Raw genomic sequence first — 3,157 nt, 5'->3', positions numbered from 1 at the left:
TCCCTGAGAGATTGCCAGGTCGACTACTTCAGCCAATTTGGTATTGTGTTTGTCGGCTGCTTTGATTGCGGTTCCTTCTGCTGCTGTGAGTGTATTTTCCATTTTGTCCTGTTCCTTTGGGAGTTCTGCCCCCGGTCTGTTTTCGATAACCGTAACTTTTTTACGGTTCCTTTTATCCTGCTGCATCCCTCTATAAACCTTCTGATCATCCATCATCCAACCGCCTTTCTAATTCGTTTTACCATCTCGACGGCTTCCCATCGATCGTCAATAAGATCCTTTCCGTCTGAATCTTCAATAACCAAAGATCCAAGAGAAACCTCTGTAGATTCTGTCTCCGGTGACGGATAACAGCTGGACTCTACCCATTGTTTCAGGGCCATAGACTCAAGCGGATTTGACGACTTGATTACCATAGAGCCACCATTAGAAAATGAAATTCTCATAGTGTATTATCCTTTGCCGTTTCCCGGCTTCCTATTAGTGATTTTTCAAGAAGTTTTAAGTCATCCTGAAAAACATACTTTCTTCCGTTCGCTCCCGATTTAGGAATTATCCCAAGTTCAGAACACAGGGTAATTAATGCCTCCTGGCTGCCTAGTTTTGGTAATTCAAATAGTCCATAAACATTCATGAATTCCTCCGATAATATTGTTTCTTCTGGCTATGCTTTTTCCCATAGGTTGCAATTCTGGCCAAAGCATCAAACTTATTTTCCAGGTTTTCCCTCTGCTTCAATTTCTTATACATAGAAGCAAGATCAGCAATGATTGATTTAGAAATCAGATCCTTTCCTTCATGGACAATTATTAACACCTGATCTGCATCAACCAACTCTTTTAATTGATAGGGTGTAATTCTTCCAAGTGCGGCAGCTTGAATAAAGGGTAGTGCCGATCCCTCTCTTATCTGTCCAGGTTCTGTCATGCTCAACATAATTTTACCTCCCGGTTGTTGATATAAAAACTTAGTGAAGAAATGATGATTTCAAGGCGATCTGTTTCTCATACAAGCCTCCTCAAAATATCTCAAAGTTAATAACTTCTTCCGGTTCTGGTTCTGGAGTAGTGCGTGTACACCGTGTACTCGTGTACTCCCCGTTTATGGTTTCAGTCTCTGGTAAATCAGAATGTAAACTAGTAAACGATGTAAACGGTGTTTCCAGGGGGAGGTTGTAAACTCCACGGCTGATCTTTACTATCTGCCCTTTGTCTGCCATCCTTCCCAGAATGTTTGAAGTGTTCTGTTTTGACTTACCGACTGCATCAGCTATGGCCTGTGTGTTTGAATCTCCATGTTCTTTGAGATAATCAAGAATAGGCTGGCTGCTGTCATGTTCTGCAACTTCTGAAGAATTTCCGACCATCTCCCAGGTGCAGACATCAGGATCAAACTTGAGAACAAATTCATTCTCCGTTATTTCCCGGCCTGTGACGTTCAGGGACGCCTCGTGAGCCCCTCTTCTCTTCCTCATGACCATCATGGTGTCAGCTATGCCGGAGAGCCCCTGAGAGCCCATTATTGCGTCAAAGGCATCTTCTGACTGAGAGCCTTTCCTTGTATGGGTCAGAATGCCTATGGTTACATCGTACTCTGCCGCAATCGCTTTAAGTGTTCCTGTTTCATGACTTACGGCTGAATAGTCGTTCATGTCATGGCGGTCTGCCAGTTTAACCCATGTGTCTGCCAGGATCATTCCGGCTTGTGGGTGAGAGTCCAGCCACTCCCTTATCTTGGCGAACCCTTCGGCCCCTTTTGGCCACTCATGAGCAATGAATAAATTATCATTTGGAGTAATACCCATTTTGCGGAAACGTCCTGCATCTCTGGCCGGGGAAGTCTCAAGAGAAAGGATCAATACTTGTGCTTTGAGTGCATTAAATCCAAGGAAGGAACCCCCGGTTGCAACAGCGTGACCCAGGGCCAGGGCCATCCAGCTTTTACCCAGTTTCGGAGCTCCGGCCAGTACAACAACATTACCTTTAGGAATGAGTGAATACACTAACCATTCCATTTTAGGAAAGTCAGTATTCATGAGTTCTGTCTGATTCCATATTTTGATTTTTCCGGTTGCTATAAGTGAACCATGAGATTTTAACTGTATTGCTTTTTGAAGTGAATCAATGATTTTATCTAAATCATGATCAGGAGAATTAAGACTATCGAGAGTGCTTTCTGCTGCCCTTCTAAGCTCAATAATCTTTGATCTGGATTTTAGTTTTTTTGAATAGAAATTGATATTTGCTGTAGAGCATCCTTCAAGACCTGATAGCTCTGAAAGATAGCTTGAATCATCTATCATCCTTTCAGATACGGCCACTAATTCAGGTATATCACCTTCAGACAAAATAAGGTTCATTACCCTGAAAATCTGCTTATGTTTGGGATTTAGAAAATCTGATTCATTGATCCCAGAATCTTTGATTAAACCATGGGAAGCAAAGAAACAATGAAGAACAATCCTCTCATAGTCTGTTTCAAACTGTTCAGCTTTCGGGCCGTCCTGTTGTTCAAGCTGATTTGACATAAGAACCCCCGGGATTTCCGGTCAGCTTTTTTCTGGTAATAACAGATGTTTCCAGGAGTACAGGTTTATTGTCATGGGTTTTTATTACTATGTGGATTTCACCGAATGGAGTAGCCTGGATTGACTGAAGAATAAAATCATTTAGGTTCTTGAGTTCCTGGGAAGTCATGCTTCTGCCTCCCCGGAAATGAGTTTAGAGTAATAATTGTTTGATATGAGTCGGCGGCTGCCAATATGAATTGAAGGAATTTCTCCGGATTCCATTTTCCGGTAGACTGTAATTTTAGATAATCCTGTGAGTTCTGCTAACTCTGGACCGCTGATTGTCGCTCTCGTTAAAGCGATTTCCTTAGTAATGGCTGTACGCATGACAAGCCCTCCCAAAAATTATTTTGGTAAGGGCTTACTGCCTTCAGCCGGGAACCTTTATTTTCCCCCTGTAACCAGTGTGAAGCGTGCCACATCCATTACAGACAATATAAAAACCGTTAAACGGTTATTATCAATTCAATCGTATTTATGAATATAGGTTTTGAAATTAGGAACAGTTCTTTTTGTATAAGGATCAGCCTTTTTTTCTGGCCGTGGCATCCATAATAAAGAATTCCAAAATCTATAAGATTCATAAAC

General features: G+C 41.9%; 7 protein-coding genes. All 7 read right to left on the bottom strand.

Features of this window, described 5'->3' with window-relative positions:
* A partial coding sequence (locus PF479_RS10795) for a hypothetical protein (protein WP_298006158.1) occupies positions 1–216 on the bottom strand: 216 nt, incomplete at its 3' end.
* A complete protein-coding gene (locus PF479_RS10790; protein ID WP_298006155.1) occupies positions 213–446 on the bottom strand; it encodes a hypothetical protein in 234 nt (77 codons plus the stop codon). The genes PF479_RS10795 and PF479_RS10790, both read right to left, overlap by 4 nt.
* Entirely contained in the window at positions 443–634 is a 192-nt protein-coding gene (locus tag PF479_RS10785) for a hypothetical protein (RefSeq protein ID WP_298006153.1), read from the bottom strand. The genes PF479_RS10790 and PF479_RS10785 overlap by 4 nt, the downstream gene beginning before the upstream one ends.
* Positions 631–936, bottom strand: coding sequence for a hypothetical protein (locus PF479_RS10780; RefSeq protein ID WP_298006150.1), 306 nt, complete (start codon positions 934–936; stop codon positions 631–633). Before PF479_RS10780 ends, PF479_RS10785 begins: the two co-directional genes overlap by 4 nt.
* Positions 937–1,018: 82 nt before the next feature.
* Positions 1,019–2,527 (bottom strand): AAA family ATPase, encoded by a 1,509-nt coding sequence (locus PF479_RS10775; protein WP_298006147.1) that lies wholly within the window; start codon positions 2,525–2,527, stop codon positions 1,019–1,021.
* On the bottom strand, positions 2,511–2,696 hold the full coding sequence (locus tag PF479_RS10770; protein WP_298006145.1) for a hypothetical protein: 186 nt from the start codon (positions 2,694–2,696) through the stop codon (positions 2,511–2,513). Before PF479_RS10770 ends, PF479_RS10775 begins: the two co-directional genes overlap by 17 nt.
* A complete protein-coding gene (locus tag PF479_RS10765) occupies positions 2,693–2,896 on the bottom strand; it encodes a helix-turn-helix domain-containing protein (protein WP_298006142.1) in 204 nt (67 codons plus the stop codon). The genes PF479_RS10770 and PF479_RS10765 overlap by 4 nt, the downstream gene beginning before the upstream one ends.
* Positions 2,897–3,157 lie beyond the last annotated feature (261 nt).

Source organism: Oceanispirochaeta sp. (assembly GCF_027859075.1).
Classification (GTDB): Bacteria; Spirochaetota; Spirochaetia; order DSM-2461; family DSM-2461; genus Oceanispirochaeta.
Note: the sequence above shows the minus strand (reverse complement) of the source record. Positions and strands in the feature narration are given on the sequence as shown.